This is a genomic window from Celeribacter indicus, from assembly GCF_000819565.1.
GTDB lineage: Bacteria > Pseudomonadota > Alphaproteobacteria > Rhodobacterales > Rhodobacteraceae > Celeribacter > Celeribacter indicus.
This window is the reverse complement of record NZ_CP004393.1, coordinates 2813201-2830873: the sequence shown is the minus strand read 5'-3', so window position 1 is coordinate 2830873 and position 17673 is coordinate 2813201. Positions and strand designations below refer to the sequence as shown.

The following is a 17673-nucleotide window of genomic DNA, read 5'->3' as shown; positions in this document are numbered from 1 at the left end:
GGTTGGGGTCAAAGGAGAGCCACACCATGAAAATTACTTGCATCAACATCTACTTGGCGAAAATCAACGGGCGATCTCCGGTCATTGTCGAAGCGCATACCGATGAAGGTATAACCGGGCTGGGAGAAGCGGCTCTCGCCTATGGGAGCGCGGCGCCTGCCGCCTGTGTGATGATCGAGGAACTGGCGCAACGCTTCGTGATCGGACGAAATCCGTTCGAGATCGAAGCCATCTATGCCGACCTCTACGATCATACCTTCTGGGCGCGGGGCGGCGGGCCCGTCATCTACGCGGCGATCAGCGCGCTTGAGCAGACGCTGTGGGATATCAAGGCCAGGGCACTGGGCGTGCCGGTCTACGAACTCCTGGGCGGGAAGGTCCGCGACGACGTGCGTGTCTATGCCAACGGCTGGTCGTTCAGCGCCGACACGCCCAGGGATATCGCTCTGGCGGCCGAGCGGGCGGTGGCGGCGGGTTATGACGCGTTGAAGATGTACCCGCTCAGCGAAGTCGATCCATCTCACCCGAATGGCATCTTCCGCCACGTTTCTCAACGTCGCTACGACCGCGAGATGCGGGATCATGCGGTCGAGATGGTGAGGGCGGTGCGCGATGCTGTCGGCCCGGACGTGGAGCTGATGGTCGACATGAGCGCGGAACTTTCGGCCGACGCCATCATCCAGGTCGGACAGGCGTTGGAGGAATTCGACCTGATGTTCCTTGAGGAGCCGGTGGAACCGAGCAACGTCGCCGCCCTGCGGGCGGTTGCCGACAAGCTGAACGTGTCCATCGCCGTGGGCGAACGGCTGTATTCGCGATATGGCTTCCGCGATGTGATCGAGTCCCAGGCGGCGGGAATCCTTCAACCCGACATCGGCAATACCGGCGGTCTCTGGGAGGCCAAGAAAATCGCGGCCATGGCCGAAGCCTACAGTTTGCGGGTGGCGCCTCATGTCTGCGCCGGTCCGGTGGCTTCGGCAGTGGCCTTGCATCTCGACGCGTCGCTCACGAATTTCGTCATTCAGGAGCTGTATCCGTTCCGTGTTCCCGAACATTTCGCTCTGGTCGACGATCCCGTCGAGCCGCGCGTCAAAAACGGCAGGGTTACGCTCCCGAGCGGGCCGGGCTATGGTGTGAACCTGAGCTCTGAGGCGATGGCGGAGCATCTCTATTCGCAGGTCGAAAAGGCGTGAGGCATGGAGTGGTGTACGACCCCGAGGATTTACGTGGAGAACCGGCGTGACCGGGACCCGGCCTATGGCATGACCGAGACCCTGTTGCGCACAGCCTTGAGCCGTGCGTCCGCCGGGCGGGTGACACCGCTCTGGGTCAAGGTCGCCTGCGACGATGCGCGCGATGCGGCGGCGTGGGCGCAGGCCGATATTCTCGTGGCGGGGCGGCTCGACACGGCCGCTGTCGCACAGATGAAGAACCTGAAGATGATCCAGTGCACGAGCGCCGGTGTCGAAGGATATCTGCCGCTCGACTGGATGCCGCCGGGGGTGGAGCTTTTCAACGCAAGTGGCGCGCATGCGGCAAAGGTCTCAGCCTTTGGCGCCATGGCGGTGATGATGCTGCACGAACGGGTTCCGGCCAGGATCGCCGCCCAGAACCGGCGCCGGTGGGACCGCACGCTGCGCCCGGCGCCGCGCGGCCAGCATGTCCTCATCTACGGCGCGGGCGCTCTGGGCGGTGCGGTGGCCGAAGCTCTCGCGTCCCTGGGTTTTCATGTAACGGGGGTGGCCCGGCGTCCGACCGGACCGCGCCCCGGCTTTGCAGAGATCGCCGGGCCCGACGATCTGATGAGGCTTTTGCCGACAGCGGACATTCTCGTCGTGTCCGCCCCTCTGACCGACGAGACGCGGGGACGGTTCGGCCTTGCGGAACTGCGGTCGCTTCCGCCGGGCGCCGGCGTTCTGAACATCGCGCGGGCCGGGTTGATGGATTACACCGCATTGGCCGACCTGCTCGAGGAGGGCCATCTGAGCGGTGCCATTCTCGACGTGTTCGAGACCGAGCCGCTGCCGCCGGACGCGCGCTGGTGGACCGTGCCGAACCTGATGGTATTCCCGCATGTCTCGGCCGACGATCCGACGAGCTATGCGTCCGCCTGTGCCTCGATCCTGGCCGATAACCTCGCCGCAATGCTTCGCGGGGCGCCCTTGCGCAACCACGTCGATCCCCGGTTGGGATATTAGCGGATAGCGTCTCAGACGCGGGGATTTCTGATCCAGGGGCCCGGCGGCGCTATGCGTCCGATTGCCTTGCGGCTTTCGGCGTCGGGGGTCACGTCATAGGTTGCGAAAATCTGTTCGAGCGACTGCACGATTTCGCGGTGGGCGATGTTGCGGAACGCCTGCACTGCCGAAGACATCCTGCGGTCCGGCGGATAGATCATCAGGGTCTGGAAGGACAATCTCGGAACGAATGGCCTGGCAACGAGCTGGCCGGGAGCAATGCCGCCCAGGCTGTAGGGATTGATCAGCCCGACCCCGAGGCCCGATGCGACCAGCTGGCAAATCGACAGGGCGAAATGCGTCTCCACCACGACATTCGGCAGGATGCCCGCCTTTTCGAACAGGGCGTCAATGCGCTGCCGGGTTCGATCCACATGGGAGAGGGACACGAAGGGCTCACCTTCCAGATCCTCTGGCCTGATGACGGATTTCCGGGAGAGCGGGTGGCCCAGCGGCATGATGCACACGACCGGCGGGGCGGCGAACCGTTCGGAGAGAACACCGGAAATATCGACCTCGTCGGCGACGAATCCCAGGTCGAACTGCCCGCCTGCGACCACGTCCCGGATGATGGCCGAGCTGGTGGTCTCGATCTTGATCAGGACCTTGGGATTCTCCTGGCTGTATTTGTGGACGACCTGCGGGATAAAGGAAAATCCGAGAGCGGGCAGAGCGCCGATCCTGATCTGCCCCTGGTCGTAGGTTCGGATCTCATGAGCAACGAATTCGAGCCGCCGCAGGGACAGGAAGGCGCGGTCGACCTCGCGGTGAAAGGCGAGACCTTCGCGGGTCGGACGCATGCGGCCGCTTTCCCGATCGAAAAGCTTGAGCTGCGTCTCGATCTCCAGTTGCTTTATGAGCCGGCTGACGGCGGGTTGCGAGATGCCCAGCAGTTCGCCAGCCTTGACCGTGCTCCCCATCACCATCAGGGCATTGAACGCTTCGATTTGGCGGTGGTTGATCATGCCATAACATTATTGAATAGAATGGGCGCAAATGGGCATTTGAGCGCTTTCATCTCCGAACCTTACGCTGAAATCAACCTATAACGGCAACAAAAGATTGCCACAACGGTCCAAGAATAGGTTCGGTTGCTTCGGAACCGGCCGGATTCAAAGGTCAATCAACGGGGAAAATACAATGCGTGACAAGAAGTTGAATCAGGATTCCGGGCACATGGCAGGCGGGGTTTCCCGGCGCAGGTTCCTGGAGACGGCCGCTGCCGGCGCAGCTTTTACGCTGGGCGGCCTTCCTGTCGGGATCGGGCGTGCGCAAACCGCGTCGACCGTGCGTTTCGGGCTGTCGTCCTTCCCGCCCAACCTGCATCCCTACGAATACACCGGCACCGCGGCCCTGTCCGTGAAGTTGACGCTGCATCGCGGATTGCTGAGTTACGACGCGAACGGGAACCTGCGTCCCGAGCTTGCCGAGGAGTGGAGCCAGCCCGATGCGTCGACCTACCGCTTCAGCCTCCGTCCGGGCGCGGTGTTTCACGATGGCTCGCCCGTGGAGGCGGAGGATGTGCGCTGGAGCTTCGAGTGGATTGCCGCCGAGGAGTCGACCGCGCATTTGCGCGCCGATTTCCAGGCGATCGAGGCAATCGAGATAGAGGACGCCCAGACGCTGACCGTCCGGCTGAGCGAGCCGAGCGTGACGTTCGCCCAGACTCTGGCAAGCGGTTACGCGCCGGTCGTCTCGCGCAATTCGGTCGCCCCGGATTTCATCGGCGCCGGCCCTTTCACCCTCGGCCAGGTCGAGCGGGGCCAGTCCATCACGGTCGAGAAGGCGCCGGAATTCGTGCGTGAGGGCGTCCCTGTCGTCGACCGCATCTTCTTCAATGCGATGCCCGATGAAAACCTGCGCACCGCGGCCCTGGCTTCCGGGGATGTCGATATCATCGAATACGTGTCCACGCATAACATGCAGCCCATCGAAGATGCGGACGGCACCCATGTCGCCAGCGTCAACGGTCCGTTCATGTATCTCGTCTTCAACACCACCGAAGGGCCGACCGCAGATCCGCGTGTGCGCCGCGCCATCGGCTATGCGATCGACCGCGACGCCCTGAACGCATTCGGCTTTACCGGTATGGGCAACACGATCGACGGTCTGCCGGTCCACCCGAACGACGCCTACGATCCCTCGCTGGTCTCCGAGCGTCTCGTCTACGATCCCGAACGGGCAAGGGCTCTGCTTGCGGAGGCGGGAGCGGAGAACATCACCCTCGAACTGCTTTCCACGGCGCAATATCCGCAACACAACGATACCGCGCTCGTGGTGCAGCAGTCGCTTGCGCAGATCGGGATCTCGGTGAACATGAACCTGCCCGACTGGGCGACGCGGATTTCCGAAGGCAATGAGGGGCGATACCATATCGGCGTGAATGGCACCTCGGGGGCCTACAACGATCCGGATTCGATTTCCACCTGGCTCGGCGGCGGGCAAAGCCCCAGCTACAACCGGCCCTGGGGCTATGGCAATCCTCGGGTGGACGAGTTGCTCCAGCAGGCCCGGCAGGAGGTCGATACAGGCGCCCGCGCAGAGTTGTATGCGGAGATCGAACGGATCTTCATCGAGGAGGATCTGCCGCTTCTGCCGCTTTTGTGGCGCCCGCAGGCCTATGGCGTTCAGGACAGCGTCCATGATTTCCAGCCGCTTCCGGGCTTCCTCGTCTTCCAGACGGCCCTGGCGCTCGACGGCGTCTCGCTGGGTTAATTCGAACAATGCCGGCAGGTGGGGGAGTCCGCCTGCCGGGTCTCTGACGTGCATCCTCTGGATACCCTATGAACTACTTGATCGGCCGCTTCCTGAGCGGAATGCTGACGATCTATATCGTCGCAACCCTCATTTTCCTCCTGCTCTATCTGGTGCCCGGTGATCCGGCCGAGATTCTGCTCAGCAGCGGCGGCATGGCGCCGGGCCCTGAAGCGGTTGCGGCCCTTCGACGGAACCTGGGTCTCGATCAGCCCGCGCTGGTACGATACGGCCAGTATCTTGCGGGGCTTTTCCGCCTCGACCTCGGGGTGTCATTTCAGGACGGGGCGGCGATCGGCCCCGAGATCATGCGGCGTATCCCCCGGACGTTGGAACTGATCGGAGCGGCGGGCCTGATCGCCATGATCGTGGGGGTGCCGGCCGGTCTGATCGCCGCGCTGCGAAGGGGCGGTGTCGTCGACAACTTCTTTTCGGCGATCGCCAGTTTCGGCCTTTCGGTGCCCATTTTCGTGACTGGAACGATCATGATCCTGTTCTTTTCACAGATTTTACGGCTGGTGCCGGCCGGGGGATACGTGTCTTTTGCACAGAACCCTGGCCAGCATCTCGTTTACTTGCTGATGCCATCCTGCGCGATCGCGATCAGCCTGATCCCGGTCGTGTTCCGCATGATGCGCACGGCGGTGCTGGAAGTGATGGAGCGCGAATGGGTGCGCACGGCTCGGGCCAAGGGGCTCGAAGAACGCAAGGTGCTGCGCCGCCATGTGGTGAGAAATGCGATCACCCCGGTCATTTCAGTTCTGGCGTTGCAGATGGGTACGCTGCTGGGCGGCACGGTGCTGGTCGAATACGTCTTCAACTGGCCCGGACTCAGCGGGATGCTGGTTCAGTCGGTGGAACAGCGCGACTATCCGGCGGTGCAGGCGATCGTGCTGGTGGTCTGTGTGCTGTTCGTTCTCATCAATTTCTGCATCGAGACGCTTTACGGCCTGCTCGATCCCCGCATTCGCGAACGCTAGGAAGATCGACCCATGAGAATTTCCCTCTCCAGCTATTTCGCGGCGGTCTTTCTGCTGGCCATCGTTTCTCTTGCCGTCCTGGCCCCCGTGTTGCCGATGAAGGATCCGGTCGTCATGGATGTGCTGAAGCGGTTCGCCGGCCCCAGTTCCGCGAACTGGCTCGGCAACGACGCGTTTGGCCGCGATGTCTTTGCGCGGATCGTTCACGGTGCGAGGGCCTCGCTTTCGGTTGCCGTCCTGGCGGCGCTGGCCTCGGCGGCCGTCGGGGTCGTTGTCGGCCTGATCGCCGGGTACTTCCGGGGCTGGATCGAGCTCGCGGCCCTGCGGCCGATGGACATCATCCTTTCCTTCCCGCCGATGCTGCTGGCGCTTCTGACGGTGGCCCTGGTTGGGCCGGGGACGGTGACCCTGACCCTGCTTCTGTCGATCCTCTTCGTGCCGACATATGCGCGGATCACCTATGGGGAGACCCTGAGCGTGCGCAATCTCGAATATGTGGATGCGGCGCGTGCGCTTGGGCACGGACATGCCCGCATCATGTTCCGCACGGTTCTGCCGAATGTCGCGGGGCCGGTTTTCGTCCAGTTCTCGCTGGTGGTCGCGGCCTGCATCGTGCTCGAGTCCGGGCTCAGTTTCCTTGGCCTCGGGGTGACCCCTCCGAATTCCTCCTGGGGGCTGATGATCCGCGACGCCCGGCCCCATATGGGGCAAAATCCGATGGGCCTGATCTGGCCATGCCTGGCCCTGGTCCTGACGGTCTGGTCGGTGAACCGCCTCTGCGACCAGTTGCGCGACGTTCTCGATCCGCGTGGGGCGGTCAAGCTCCTGCCTGCACCGGGCCTCTTGAGACGATGGGCGCGCGCGCTGCCGCAGCCCGAACGCCGCGACAATCCCGAAGGCCGGTTGCTCGACGTCGACAACATCTCCACCGAAATCCGCACCGCCCGCGGCACGATCAACGCGGTCGACGGCGTGTCGCTGGTGGTCAATCCCGGCGAGGTCATCGCGCTGGTGGGCGAATCCGGTTCGGGCAAGTCGGTGACCGGATTTTCCATCATGCAACTGCTGCCCTACCGGATCAGCCGGGTGACGGGAGGAAGCATCCATTACAGCCGCGATCCCGAGGGACATGGACCGCTCGAACGGCTCGACCGGCTTCCGCCGGAAAGCTATCGCCAGTATCGCGGAAACGAGATCGCAATGGTGTTCCAGGAGCCGATGGCCTGTCTTAACCCCGTCTATACCGTCGGTCGGCAACTGGCCGAGGCGATCCGGGCGCATGATGCATGCCCCACGGCGGAGCTGCGGAAACGCTCGATCGCCGCGCTTGCCGATGTCGGCATCCCCGATCCCGCGCGCCGGATCGAAGAATACCCGCACCAGTTGTCCGGCGGAATGCGGCAGCGTGTGGCGCTGGCGATTGCACTTTGCGGCAATCCCAGGCTGCTGATCGCCGACGAGCCGACCACGGCGCTGGACGTGACGGTTCAGGCCCAGATCCTCGAATTGCTCGATCGCATCCGGCGCGAGCGGAATATCGGGCTGATCTTCATCACCCATGATCTGGGTGTCGTGGCGCAACTGGCGGACCGGGTCGTCGTCATGTATTGCGGTCAGGTGGTCGAGGACGGTTCGGTGGAGGAGATATTCTATCATCCACGCCATCCCTACACGCGCGGCCTTCTCGATTCCGTTCCGAAACATGGCGAGTTGGGCGACAAGACGGAAAAGCGCCTGCTCTCGATCCGGGGAACCGTTCCGAGCCCCTTCGATCTTCCTTCGGGGTGCCGCTATGCGCCGCGCTGCGACTTCGCAAGGCCCGCCTGCGACAAGGGTGTGCCGGTGCTCGAAACCGTTGAAGGACGCCATACCACCCGTTGCCGTCGCTGGAAGGACATTGCGCTATGACAACACAACCACTCCTTTCGGTCCGCAACCTCGCCAAGCACTATGACAGCGGGCGCAAGCTGTTCGGCGGAAACGCGCATCCGGTGCGTGCCGTGGACGGGGTGAGCTTCGATATCGCGCCGGGAGAGGTGGTGGGCCTCGTGGGTGAATCGGGATCGGGAAAAACGACCGTCGGCCGCACGGTTCTCAACCTGCATCGCCCGACATCCGGGGAAATCCTGTTCGAGGGCAGGGACATCTGCCACGCAACGCATGCGCAGATGCGCCGCCTGCGGGCCCGGATGCAGATGATCTTCCAGGATCCGTTCTCCAGCCTGAACCCGCGTGCGCGCGTCGAAACCATCATCGGCGAAGGGCTCGAGCTCGTGGGAATGTTCTCCGCGGCGGAGCGCCGGCGCCGGGTGCTCGAATTGCTGGAGCAGGTCTCGCTTTCTCCCGAGCATCTCAGGCGTTTCCCGCATGAGTTTTCGGGAGGGCAGCGTCAGCGCCTGTCCATCGCCCGTGCGCTTGCAGTGTCCCCCAAGCTGATCGTGGCGGACGAGCCGGTGGCCGCGCTGGATGTTTCGATCCAGGCGCAGATCATGAATCTGATCGCCGACCTCCAGCGCGAAACCGGCGTGTCCCTGTTGTTCATCTCGCACGACCTCGGCCTTGTGGAATTCATCGCCGACCGGGTGATGGTGATGTATCTCGGCCGGATCGTGGAGATCGGATCGACGGGCGAGATCTTCGGAAATCCCCGCCATCCCTATACGAGAGCGCTTCTTTCGGCGTCTCCCGAGCCCGATCCGCGCCGCGCCCGCGCCCGCAAGCGCCAGATCCTGCAAGGGGATCCTCCGTCGCCGGCCAATCCGCCGAGCGGATGCACGTTCCGCACGCGGTGCCCGTTTGCCATCGCTGACTGCGCGGCTGCCAGACCGGAACTGAGGCGCCTGGACAGTGGACAGCTCGTTGCCTGTAGCCGGGATGTGGCGGTCGATGCGGTGAACGGCGTCTGAGGCGGTGGTCCGATCGGGCGGCCGGAGTTTCCGGAATGCCTCTTGCCGCTTAATCGGCCCCCGCTTCGACGTCGAACACGTCAAGAACGCAGTCCCGCAGCGTCCGCATATCCTGATCGGCCTCCTGCGGCGAAATGAAGAAGAGCGGCACATGCGCGCGATAGGCATCCAGAATCTCGATCCGCCCCTCGCTTGCGCTGCGCCGGGCAAGCGGTTCGCGAAGGATCGCAACCCCAATTCCGCTGGCAACGAGATCTGCGATCGTCGCTTCCCTGTCGGCTTCGATGACCTGACGCGGTGTGACGCCGTAGCGGCTGAACAGGTCCCTTACGATGAGCGGGTAAGAGGCACCTTCGGGCGCCCATATCCAGGGGAGTTGGGCCAGATCTTCGGGGATCGCATTCGCGACGCGCCTTTTCCAGTCCACCGGAATGCACAGCAGATAGGTCAATCGCGTCAGTTCGATTGAGTGCACGCCTTTCGGCGGTGTGGGGCCGAGAAAGAATCCCCCCTGAAAACGCCCCGCCTCGACCCCGGCGGCCACCCAGCCCGACAGCCCCTGCGCAACGTCGATGCGAACATGGGGCATGATCTCGCCGGCCCGGTTCAGCAGGGGCGCCATATGAACGACATCGGCGCCGACCACGAAACCGATCCGCATCGCCCGCAACGGCCTGTGCGCAACCTCCCGTGCTGCCTCGGTCAGTCTGTCGAGCTCTTTCAGGACAGTTTCAGCATGTCCGAGCAAGGCCCGTCCGTGTTCGGAGAGAAGGGTGCTCCGGTACCGTCGCAGGAACAGTTGCACCCCCAGTTCGCTTTCGAGGCTGCGGATATGACCGGAGATCGCCGGCTGGCTCAGGTTGAGCCGTTCGGCAGCACGGGTGAAGTTTCCGAGATGGGCGACGGTCACGAAGGATTTAAGAGAGTTGAGGTTCATTTCACGACAATGCTGAGGCGTGTGGAAGATAGTATAACGAATCCTTATGGAAGACCATCCGGAAACTCCGTTCTACGTCGCCCGGCAGCTCGTATTAATCTCGCCGCGACTCAATTCAACGGAGGCAGCATGTATCGGATCGGCGTCGATGTCGGGGGAACCTTCACCGACTTTACCCTTCTCAACGAGGCGGACGGAGGGGTTCTGTTCCACAAGGTTTCGTCCACCCCATCGGATCCTTCCCGCGCCATTGTCAGCGGGATGCGGGAATTTCTGGAGCTGCACGGCTTTGCCGCGTCGGATGTCTCCTTTGTCGGACACGGCACGACGGTTGCCACCAACCTGACGATTGAACGCAAGGGCGCGCGGACGGCGCTGATCACGACGAAAGGCTTTCGGGACGTGCTGGAAATCGGCCGGCAGACCCGTCCGAATCTTTACGACTACCAGATCCAGAACCCGAAACCTCTGGTGCGGCGCAAGCTCCGCTTCGAGGTCGAGGAACGCATCCTCGCGGACGGAACGGTTCAGACACCGATCCGGCTGGAAGACCTTGACCGGATCGTCGAGGCCCTGAAGGCGGAAAAGGTGGAGGCGGCCGCGATCTGCTTTCTGCATTCCTACCGCAACCCCGAGCACGAATGCGCGGCCGAGGCCCGGCTGCGGGAGGCCATGCCCGGCCTCTATATCACGAGATCCTCCGGTCTTCTCCCCGAGTTCCGCGAATTCGAGAGGATGTCCACCACCGTTCTGAACGCCTATGCCGGGCCGCGGATGCAATCCTATCTCGACAGCATGGCCGCCGAGGTGAAGGAGATGGGCGTGACCGTTACGCCCTATACGATCCATTCCAACGGCGGGTTGATGTCGATTCCGACGGTTCGGCAATATCCCGTCCGAACCTGCCTTTCGGGACCGGCCGCAGGTGTGGTGGGATCGGCCGGAGTGGCGCGTGAAGCGGGTTTCGAAAATGTCGTGACCTTCGATGTCGGGGGGACCAGCACCGACGTTTCGATCATCGTCGACGGTCAGCCGCAATTCACCTCCAACCGGACCGTTGCCGATTACCCGGTGAAAACGCCGATGATCGATATTCATGTCATCGGTGCCGGCGGCGGTTCGATCGCATGGATGGACGACGCCCATGCGTTGAAGGTCGGGCCGCAGTCTGCCGGCGCGGTGCCGGGACCCGTCGCGTATGGGCGAGGCGGGGAGCAGCCCACCGTCACCGATGCGAATGTCATCCTGCACCGCCTCAGCCCGGTCTCGCTGCTTGACGGCAAGCTCGACGTGCAGGCCGAAGCCGCGCACGAGACGATCAGAACGCGGATCGCCGAGCCGCTTGGCATCGGTGTCGACGATGCCGCAACCGGGATCTTGCGCATCGCCAACGCCAACATGGGACGCGCGATCCGGTCTGTTTCCACCGAGCGCGGTCATGATCTGTCGCAATTCGCGCTGATGGCCTTCGGAGGGGCGGGGCCGATCCACGCCTGCGACGTGGCGGCGGAATGCGGAATTCCCACGGTGATCATTCCACGCGAACCCGGCACCATGTGCGCCAGGGGCATCCTGCTTTCCGAGATCAGTCTCGATTTCGTGAAAACCTATATAGATCTCGTCGATGCGCAAACCTGGCCCGACCTTATCGGCCTGTTTTCGGAATTGCGCAAGGAAGGGCGCGCCTGGTTGGCCTCCGAACAGGTGGAGGCGCGGATGTCGCGTTTCCAGCAGGTGATCGAGGCACGGTATGTCGGTCAGAATTTCGAGGTGTCCGTTCCCGTCGAGCAGGACGAGGCGCTGGATTACGAGACGTTCGTCAGCCGGTTTTCGGCCGTGCATCACTCCGAATACGGGTATTCCATTCCCGGCCGTGCGATTGAAGTCGTCAATTGCCGCCTCAAGGCCATCGGGCTGGTTCCCCGTCCGTACAATCTCTTCGAGGCGCCCGAGGACGCATCCGTCGAAGCCGCTCTGATCGAAAGACGCATGATCTGTTACGACCCTCGCGAGGCCAGAGCCGATACGCCGGTCTACAGCCGGGCGAAACTGCCCATCGGGGACTCCCTTCTCGGGCCCGCCGTCATCGAGGAGATGAGTTCGACCACGCTGATCCCGCCGGGAACCCGTTTCCATGTGGATCGCGCGGGAAACATCATCATCACCAATATCAGGATGTCACAATGACTTCGCAGCATCAGACAAGACCCGGAGCGCCCGATCTCGCGATGGCGGATCCGATCGCGATGGAAGTCTTTTCCAACCGCATGCTCACGATCACCGAAGAGATGGGCAACACGCTGATCCGGTCGTCCTTTTCGACCAACATCAAGGAACGCAAGGACTGTTCGGTCGGCCTGTTCGACAGGCACGGGCGCCTCGTTGCCCAGGCATCGCATATTCCGCTGCATCTCGGTTCGCTGCGGGGATCCGTGCGGGAGGTCCTCAACCGGTTCCCGGTCGACAGCATCGAGCCGGGAATGGCCTTCATCTCGAATGATCCCTATCTCGCGGGTGGAACGCATACGCCCGATATCTCGATCGTCACCCCGATGTTTTCCGGCGGCAGGCTCGTGTTCTTCACCGCCAATATCGCGCACCATTCGGATGTCGGCGGGGCTGTGCCAGGCTCGATTTCCGCCGGCGCACGAACCGTCTTCGAAGAAGGCATCCGGATTCCGCCGCTGCTGATTGTCGAAGGCGGTGAGATCCGCGAGGACATTCTCGATTTCATCGCACAGAACACCCGCGAGCCGGAAGAGCGCATTCTGGATCTGCGGGTACAGATCGCGACCAACAATCAGGGCAACAGGGCGCTGGAAGGGCTGATCGGCCAGATGGGGCTGGAGCAGGTTCTGCAAGCGGTCGAGGATGTCCTGTCCTATACGGCCCTCCGGCTTCAGAAGCGCATCGACGCGATTTCGGGCATGAAGGGCAGCTTCACCGCCTGTCTCGACGATGATGGTTCCGGCGGCGCGCCGGTGCCGATCACCACGCATGTCAGCGTCGAGGACAGCCGGCTGGTGGTTGATTTCCAGGGGACGGGGCCGCAGGCGAAGGGCGGGCTCAATGTGTCCAGGACGGGGCTGGAAGCGACGGTTTTCTATGCCGTGAAGGCGCTGCTCGATCCGCAACTCATGCCCAACGAGGGGATGATGTCCTCCATCGAGATCCGGGCCGATGACGGCCTGATCGTCAATGCCAGAAGCCCCGCCGCGACCGGCGCGCGGTCGATCACCTGTCAGAAGATCGCGCGCGCGATCTTCGGGGCGTTCCGCGATGTTCTTCCGCCGGAGCGCCTGATGTCGTCGGGGGCGGATGATCTGCCGACCGTCGTCTTCTCGGGGAACCACCTGCGCCGCGACGGAACCTATGTGTATCTGGAAACGCTTGGCGGAGGCGGGCCCGCCACCGGGCGGACAGACGGAATGAACGCCGTGCATGTCCACGTTACCAACACCTCAAACCTGCCGATCGAGGCCCTTGAGAATGAATATCCGCTGATGGTGGACGAATATGCGCTGGTCGAGCGTTCGGGCGGTGCCGGGCGCTATCGCGGAGGACTGGGCTTCGTGCGCCAGTATACGTCGTTGCAGGATGGAACGATCTTCTCGGTCCGCTCCGACGGCCAACTGCACGCCGCCACCGGCGTTGACGGCGGAGGCGAGGGGCGGACGGCCCGCCTCTATTGGGATTACGGCAAGCCCGATGAGAAGCGGCTCGGATCGAAGGAAACCCACCTGATCATGGATTACGGCAGGAACATCCGCTTCGAGACCGGGGGCGGCGGCGGACTCGGCGATCCGCACCGGCGGCCGCGTGACCAGGTTCTCGCGGATCTCGAGGACGGCATCATCGGCGTCGAGGACCTGGAACTCTACGGGCAGGAGGCGCTCGCGAAATGACGGCTGTCGTCGACCGGCCCGCGTCGGGGCCGGTGCTCCACGCGCCTTCGGGCACCTCCTGGTGGTTCGACGAGGCTCTGGCCGCCGAAGACCGCAGCTTCGGGGCGGGTGGATATGCACCCGCCGCATTCGATCCTGCGGCCTTCGACGGAGAGACCGTGGCCGATGTGGTTGTCGTCGGCGGCGGCTTCACGGGTCTCTGGACCGCGCTTTTGCTGAAAAGGCGCAATCCAAGGCTTTCGATCGTGCTGATCGAGGCGGGGAAATGTGGCGGCGGGGCAAGTGGCAAGAATGGCGGAAAGGCCCATGGCTATTGGGCGCAACTGCCCGCGCTTTCGGACACCATCGGCAGCGAAAATGCCCTGGCGATGGCACGGGCCGGCGATCGGGCGCAGGATGCGCTCAGGGCCTTCAGCAAGGAGGCGCGGCTGGATGTCCAGTGGCGTGAGGCCGGAAATATCCGCGTGTCGGTCAGTCCCGAACAGGACAAGAAGCTGCATGCCTATTTGCGCCATGCGGCGAAATGCGGCGCCGGGGACAGTGTCCGACCGCTCGCGCGCGACGAGTTGCGTGCCTATCTGGCCTCCAGCGCCTTTCGTGGCGGCGTCATGTTCGGCGAGGGAGCAACGGTCCAGCCCGCGCGATTGGCGCGCGCCTTGCGGATCGCGGCCATCGACGCCGGCATCCGCGTGTTCGAGGACAGCCCGATGGTGTCCTACCATGCCGATACGCCCTGTCGGGTGACGCTGCGCCAGGGATCCATTCGAGCCAGGCAGATCGTCCTGGCCACCAATGCGGCATTGGCGCGGGAACCTCTCATCCGTCCCTGGCTGAGTGTGTTTTCGAGCTATGCGGCGATCACCGAGCCCACGGAGCGGCTCGAAAAACTCAACTGGACCAGCCACGTGGGCTTTGCCGATGCACGGATGTTCCTGCATTACTTCCGCCGGACGGATGAGGGCCGTCTCCTGATGGGCGCCGGCGCGGGCCCGGTCGCTTTTGCGAACCATTGGGAATCCGCGCCGATGACGCGGGACAGGGTCGCCGCCGGCCGCGCCGTGCGGGCCATCTCCGCCCTGATCCCGGAGCTGGAGGGGATCGCGGTGGAGAAAAGCTGGGGCGGACCGATCGATATGTCGTCGGATCGCCTGCCTCGGGTCGGCAGCCTCGTGCCGGGCAAGGTCCATTACGCCTGTGGGTTTTGCGGCCATGGCGTTAATCCCACCTATATTGCCGGCGCCTGTCTGGCCGAACTGGTCGACGGCAGGGCAGAAGATTGGCGCCGCCTGCCGATCTTCGAAAGAAAAATGCCAGAATTGCCGCCCGAACCGTTCCGCACCTTCGGCGCCCGTCTCATCCGGCGGGCGATCCTGTCGTGCGAAGACGCGGAGGCTGCCGGCCAGTCACCCAAACCGTTACCGCGCATCGTCGCGGCGCTGCCCGGCGTTCTCGGCATGAGGATCGGGGTCCGATAGGCGCTGACAGCACGTCGCTGTCCGAGTGGTTCGCGCCAGGTCTCCGGTCATGGCGGAACTTGTGACCGCTCGTGGTTCCCTCCTTTGGGCGCCGGGGCGAGGACCATGAGCGTTTCGCGGCTCGACACGGCGGGCCTCGAAGTCCCGAGGCGCCACGCCAGAAAATCGGGACTTGCGACTGTCGACTTCCACTAAATCCTCGCTGTCGATGTTCCGCGAATGTCTTTGCCGTGGCGGCGCCTGCGTGTATAGGTTCGCCCCGACCGAAGACGGACGCTTTGATAGGGTCGCCATGTCATGTGCTCGATGTGTGCGATGCGCGGTAGAAACCGGGCGAGAAGGGGCGTGTCGGGTCGTGAGCTGGAGTACGCACGCCGCCGCGCAATGAGTTGATGGTGCTGAGAACAAATGAATAAATATCAATCAACCAGGCTGTCCATCGCCCCGATGATGGATTGGACGGGTTGATTTGAAAAATCCGTTTATTTACAATGTGAAAGAGTATTTTGCATGTACCAAGTACCAAATTTTTTGCGGCGCGATGCTCCCCTGAAGGCAAATTGGGCTCTGTTGCCTTCAGAAAACCTAGACCTGATGATCGCGGAGTGAGCTGGCTGGCTCTCTTATCTCTCCCGCGGCTCAGACAACTAGAGTTTGCTGGTGTGACGTACGGAGCCAGCCACCCGCATCGTTCAGATATGTGGAGGCGCAAAGTGCTTCATAGATGGGCAGATCGGGCTTCTCAGCGGAGGCATGGTAGCTGAGAATGACAATGTCACCACATTGCGTTGCTCTGCGCCCAGTCATCGCCACGGACCGCCAGCCGGTTCTGCGCTTCAGGCCGTGCCAGATCTGCTCACCCTGTAGGATACCCGGAGGGTATGGAAAGATCATGATAGCGTTTTCCGCGGTTGTCGCGCGCGCGTTGTCGGAGTCACTGGTCCAGAAGCGCTCTTCCATATCCCAGAGAATTTCCTGATCCGTTGGAGAGGGCTTGCCGATCTTATTTGCGGCATGCTCGAGAGTAGTCTTTCGCGGCACGGAGAGGGTCATTCGGCTGTCTCCCATGTACCGGAAAGGATTACCTGGATCAGGATCAGTATCACGACCGCCACTGACAGGATTGTTCCCGGCGAGAAGGCGATGCCCTTATGCAACGCATCGCTAAAACTCGTAGCGGCCGGTGCGGCACCCGGAAGGAGAGGGGCAAGGGTGCGGGCCACCTCTCCATTCTCCGTCGCGAGTGCAGGCACGTCTTTGCAGCGTGACAGCAGCGTTCCCAATCGCGAAACCGCAGCTTGACGACCCGAAGACGCAAGCTCGGCGGCCACTTCCCATGGATCGAGCTCTAGCCTGGCAAGCGCTGAGAGCACGGTCACGATGGAGCCATCTCGGTCTTCGCCGACGGAGGCGAAGAGAAACCGTTCCAGTGCGGGGTCATGGGGGTTGAGAATATCGGCTGCGGACATCGTTGTTTCCTCGATATATGTGATATATGGCTCCGGATCGCGGCAGGTTTAGACGCAGAACGATTTGGTTCGCCAAGACCGACCGAGGATATTTCGGATTGCTTTGATCCTGCCCGAATCCGGCCTTATGCGGGCTGACGCAGATCAGTCTGCCGCCAAGCCGTCGTTCCTGACCGCCATACCGGCCCCGGCCTTGTCTGCAAGCTCACCATTGCGAGCGAGGCTAACATGGGTCAGCGCGTGAATTCCTATCACCAGGTAGAAGCATTGATACCAGCAAGCTGAGCCTCCTTCCCGAAGCCAGGGAGGGCTCGGACTTGGTGCTGGACCCCTGCAGGTTGCACGGAGATCAGGTATGGCCATGCGCTCGACCAATTCGACTGTGACGTTCAAACACCCGTTTTTCTTGTCCGGTTACACGGATGAATTGCCCGCTGGCGATTATGACGTGGTCGTTCAGGAAGAGCTTTTGGAAGGTCTCAGCTTCGCGGCTTACCGAAGGACGGCGACGTATCTGACCGTACGAGGAAAGGGGCAAAGGGCTGGACGGGTCGAACTGCGATCGACCAGCGAGCGAGATCTGGAAACGGCACTTGGCTTGGACCGGAGATTTCCGACCCGAGATAGCGAGACGGCGCTTTCCCCGTCGGAGGACTTGAAATGAACACTCCCGAATGGCTCAAACCCGGCATCTACGGCGCCGTAATCGGCGCGGTCATTGTCGGTGTCGTCGGATTTACATGGGGCGGCTGGGTGACCGGCGGAACTTCGAGCGACAGAGCCTTGACCATGGCCCATGAGGATGTTGTCGCGGCCATGGTGCCCGTTTGTCTGGAAATGGCCCGGACCGATCCGGAGCGGGCCGCAAAGATGGAAACAATCAAGGCTGCGTCAACTTACCAGAGGCGCGACGCGCTTATGAAGGCGGGATGGGCGACCGTACCCGGCACCGACGCTCCGGACCGCGACATCGCGCAAGCTTGTCTCGCAAAGCTCCAACTTTAGAGCCT

At 62.8% G+C, this 17673-nt stretch carries 15 protein-coding genes and 1 pseudogene; 11 read left to right on the top strand and 5 right to left on the bottom strand.

The window, feature by feature from the left end; translation table 11 throughout:
• The first annotated feature begins 53 nt into the window (after positions 1-53).
• A complete protein-coding gene (locus P73_RS14200) occupies positions 54-1193 on the top strand; it encodes a mandelate racemase/muconate lactonizing enzyme family protein (protein ID WP_202966909.1) in 1140 nt (379 codons plus the stop codon).
• Positions 1194-1196: 3 nt separating this feature from the next.
• The gene (locus P73_RS14195) at positions 1197-2198 is read left to right on the top strand and encodes an NAD(P)-dependent oxidoreductase (RefSeq protein WP_043870073.1); all 1002 of its coding nucleotides are present in this window, start codon (positions 1197-1199) and stop codon (positions 2196-2198) included.
• Between the two features lie 11 nt (positions 2199-2209).
• On the opposite strand, the gene P73_RS14190 is transcribed toward P73_RS14195, so the two are convergent.
• Complete coding sequence (locus P73_RS14190) at positions 2210-3202, bottom strand: LysR substrate-binding domain-containing protein (protein ID WP_052453284.1); 993 nt, start codon at positions 3200-3202, stop codon at positions 2210-2212.
• A 211-nt stretch (positions 3203-3413) separates the two neighbouring features.
• Between P73_RS14190 and P73_RS14185 the strand changes: the two genes are divergently transcribed.
• The 4 genes from P73_RS14185 to P73_RS14170 all read left to right on the top strand — a co-directional run bounded on the left by P73_RS14185 (position 3414) and on the right by P73_RS14170 (position 8877).
• The gene (locus tag P73_RS14185; protein WP_043870072.1) at positions 3414-4952 is read left to right on the top strand and encodes an ABC transporter substrate-binding protein; all 1539 of its coding nucleotides are present in this window, start codon (positions 3414-3416) and stop codon (positions 4950-4952) included.
• Between the two features lie 68 nt (positions 4953-5020).
• Positions 5021-5971, top strand: a complete 951-nt coding sequence (locus P73_RS14180; protein ID WP_043870071.1) for an ABC transporter permease — start codon at positions 5021-5023, stop codon at positions 5969-5971.
• A gap of 12 nt (positions 5972-5983) precedes the next feature.
• Positions 5984-7879, top strand: a complete 1896-nt coding sequence (locus P73_RS14175) for a dipeptide/oligopeptide/nickel ABC transporter permease/ATP-binding protein (RefSeq protein WP_043870070.1) — start codon at positions 5984-5986, stop codon at positions 7877-7879.
• Positions 7876-8877 carry an ABC transporter ATP-binding protein gene (locus P73_RS14170; protein WP_043870069.1) on the top strand — a complete coding sequence of 334 codons (1002 nt, stop codon included), beginning with the start codon at positions 7876-7878 and terminating at the stop codon, positions 8875-8877. Before P73_RS14175 ends, P73_RS14170 begins: the two co-directional genes overlap by 4 nt.
• Positions 8878-8926: 49 nt before the next feature.
• Here the strand turns inward: P73_RS14170 and P73_RS14165 are convergent, their stop codons facing one another.
• Complete coding sequence (locus P73_RS14165; protein ID WP_245629174.1) at positions 8927-9523, bottom strand: substrate-binding domain-containing protein; 597 nt, start codon at positions 9521-9523, stop codon at positions 8927-8929.
• Between the two features lie 165 nt (positions 9524-9688).
• A pseudogene (locus P73_RS26770) lies at positions 9689-9814 on the bottom strand (LysR family transcriptional regulator); the annotation flags it as partial.
• Here P73_RS26770 and P73_RS14160 point away from each other — a divergent pair.
• From P73_RS14160 to P73_RS14150, 3 genes are read left to right on the top strand one after another with little or no spacing between them, the layout of a single operon-like run.
• Positions 9773-12001, top strand: coding sequence for a hydantoinase/oxoprolinase family protein (locus tag P73_RS14160; RefSeq protein ID WP_367888758.1), 2229 nt, complete (start codon positions 9773-9775; stop codon positions 11999-12001). The pseudogene P73_RS26770 and the gene P73_RS14160 overlap by 42 nt on opposite strands.
• Entirely contained in the window at positions 11998-13719 is a 1722-nt protein-coding gene (locus P73_RS14155) for a hydantoinase B/oxoprolinase family protein (RefSeq protein WP_043870066.1), read from the top strand. The genes P73_RS14160 and P73_RS14155 overlap by 4 nt, the downstream gene beginning before the upstream one ends.
• Positions 13716-15194 carry an NAD(P)/FAD-dependent oxidoreductase gene (locus P73_RS14150; protein WP_052453283.1) on the top strand — a complete coding sequence of 493 codons (1479 nt, stop codon included), beginning with the start codon at positions 13716-13718 and terminating at the stop codon, positions 15192-15194. Before P73_RS14155 ends, P73_RS14150 begins: the two co-directional genes overlap by 4 nt.
• A 639-nt stretch (positions 15195-15833) precedes the next feature.
• Here P73_RS14150 and P73_RS14145 read toward each other — a convergent pair.
• Together P73_RS14145 and P73_RS14140 are read right to left on the bottom strand one after the other, a co-directional pair.
• Positions 15834-16247: a hypothetical protein gene (locus P73_RS14145; protein ID WP_244906132.1), complete on the bottom strand. Its 414-nt coding sequence runs from the start codon at positions 16245-16247 to the stop codon at positions 15834-15836.
• Positions 16244-16663 carry a hypothetical protein gene (locus P73_RS14140; protein ID WP_043870065.1) on the bottom strand — a complete coding sequence of 140 codons (420 nt, stop codon included), beginning with the start codon at positions 16661-16663 and terminating at the stop codon, positions 16244-16246. Before P73_RS14140 ends, P73_RS14145 begins: the two co-directional genes overlap by 4 nt.
• A gap of 355 nt (positions 16664-17018) precedes the next feature.
• On the opposite strand from P73_RS14140, the gene P73_RS14135 reads away from it, so the two are divergent.
• Together P73_RS14135 and P73_RS14130 are read left to right on the top strand one after the other, a co-directional pair.
• A complete protein-coding gene (locus P73_RS14135) occupies positions 17019-17327 on the top strand; it encodes a hypothetical protein (RefSeq protein WP_043870064.1) in 309 nt (102 codons plus the stop codon).
• Positions 17324-17668 carry a hypothetical protein gene (locus P73_RS14130; protein WP_043870063.1) on the top strand — a complete coding sequence of 115 codons (345 nt, stop codon included), beginning with the start codon at positions 17324-17326 and terminating at the stop codon, positions 17666-17668. Before P73_RS14135 ends, P73_RS14130 begins: the two co-directional genes overlap by 4 nt.
• The last annotated feature ends 5 nt before the right edge of the window (positions 17669-17673 follow it).